The sequence below is a fragment of the Okeania sp. genome (assembly GCF_983059655.1).
Genome location: NZ_CEZPJD010001071.1, coordinates 1 through 2,194 on the forward strand (window position 1 = coordinate 1; position 2,194 = coordinate 2,194).

The window sequence follows — 2,194 nt, forward strand, 5'->3', positions numbered from 1 at the left end:
AAAGATGAGAATAGTCAGCCTAATAAGGTCTGAGAAACAATTATTAAATGCATTGTTACAGAGAAATGGTATAAAAACTTTGCTCTGCTTAAATTTATTCTTTGAAGTCAAGCTTTAAAGTCAAAATTTGCCTATCTTACTTTACTTATAGTGCTGTGCAAATATATTAAGACATTTTTTTATTCCCTATTCCCTATTGCCTATTTCCTAATTTTATTAATGTAAAAAATGACGCATTCCAGTTAGTATCATTACTAAACCTAACTCATTTGCAGCAGCAATAGAATCTTTATCTCGCAGACTACCACCTGGCTGAATAATAGCAGTTATTCCTGCTGCTGCTGCTGTTTTTACCGAGTCATCAAAAGGGAAAAAAGCATCACTAGCTAATACTCCTCCAATAGCCTTTCCTCCTGCTTGCTCCAAAGCAATTTTTACTGCCCCAACTCGATTCATTTGACCAGCTCCAATACCAGCAGTTGCCAAATTTTTAGTCACTACAATAGCATTAGATTTAACGTGCTTTACCACCTTCCAAGCAAACATTAATTCTTCCATTTGTTCGCCAGTAGGTTGTTTTTCAGTAACAACTTTCCAATCACTAGAATTTTCTACTGCATCATCAGCAGCTTGTACTAAAAAACCACCAGCAATTACTTTTATAGTTTCTGGCGGACTCTGTTTTAAATCAGGTGAAATTAACACTCTTAATTTAGATTTTTTCTGAAAAATTTCCTCTGCTTCTGGTTCACATCCTGGAGCAACTACACATTCTAAAAATGTCTTAGTCATAGCAGTCGCAGTAGGAGCATCAATAGATTTATTCAAAGCAACAATTCCCCCAAAAGCAGAAACCGAATCTCCAGCAAGAGCTTTTTCATAAGCCTCCAAAAGAGTTTCACTAATTGCAATTCCACAAGGATTTGTATGTTTAAGAATTGCCACAGTCGGAGCATCAGAAAATTCTGTAATAATACGTCTCGCTGCCTCTAAATCTACCAAATTGTTATAACTTAATTCTTTACCTTGAAGAATTTTACTTGCTGCCCAACCACTAGGAATAATTCCACTTTGATACCAAGTCGCAGATTGATGAGGATTTTCTCCATAACGCAGAGACTTAATATTTTTACCAGAGAGGAAAAATGTTTCTTTTTCCTGTTCAGAAGTAGTTTCTTGCTCTTGTAAATAAGTAGCGATCGCCTGGTCGTAAGTTGCTGTATGTTTAAATCCTGCTAAGGCACATTTTTGCCGAAATTCTAAGGATATTTCACCATTATTTTTCTGTAGTTCTTCCAAATATGAATTATATTGATTAGGGTTGCATAAAACTGTTAGATGAGCAAAATTTTTAGCTGATGCTCTTAACATTGCCGGTCCGCCAATATCAATTTTTTCAATTGCTTCTGCTAGAGTCACTCCCGGCTGAGAAATTGTTTGTTCAAAGGGGTATAAATTAACTACAACTAGGTCAATAGGTCGAATATTATTAGCATTTAATTCTTCTATATGTTGCTCTAAATCTCTTCTTGCTAATATACCTCCATGAATTCGAGGATGTAAGGTTTTAACTCTACCTCCAAGGATTTCTGGAAATCCCGTATAGTCAGATACTTTTGTTACAGAAATTCCTGCTTCTTTGAGAGTTTTAGCAGTACCGCCACTACTAATTATTTCATAGTCAAATTCTGTAACTAGACTTTTTGCTAAGTCAATAAGACCTGTTTTATCTGATGTGCTGAGTAGTGCTAAACGTGCCATTTGTTTCAAATCTTGATATAGGAAAACTGACAGTCTATATTTTAAGAATTAAAATTAGAATCTTCAAACTCTGCGGATTCTTTTAATGTTTTTGTCAGATGTAGCAATCTTATTTGAGTTGTGAGATATTGTAGATTTTAGGGAATAGGGAACAGGGAATGAAAAACACCGAAGCAATAAAATTATCACCAATGATTTGGGATTGCTATATTTTACTTAAAACTTAAATAAGTGCCTGTTCATCAATCAAGTTAATTTTGACTCTTGAGTAGTCAAGTAGAGTCGCCGTCAGATGGGAAAAATACAGCTAATTTGCGTTGAATTTTCCCTAGTTACTTATGATTAATATCAAATCCGTTTAACGTTTAATTAGTTCTCAAAAAACTTTCTTCATTTTGAAAAGCTCCAAAAAAAACCTGGATTTCAGGTTGTA

1 protein-coding gene is annotated in these 2,194 nt (G+C 34.5%); it reads right to left on the reverse strand.

Annotated features, from left to right (window positions below; all coding sequences use genetic code 11):
• Nucleotides 1–216: 216 nt before the first annotated feature.
• Nucleotides 217–1,761 (reverse strand): bifunctional phosphoribosylaminoimidazolecarboxamide formyltransferase/IMP cyclohydrolase, encoded by a 1,545-nt coding sequence (gene purH / locus AC3DU7_RS31860; RefSeq protein WP_488043232.1) that lies wholly within the window; start codon nt 1,759–1,761, stop codon nt 217–219.
• Nucleotides 1,762–2,194 lie beyond the last annotated feature (433 nt).

Coding starts and splice junctions, on each gene's coding strand:
- purH (WP_488043232.1), bottom strand. CDS start 1,761: ATGGCACGTTTAGCACTACTCAGCACATCAGATAAAACAGGTCTTATT.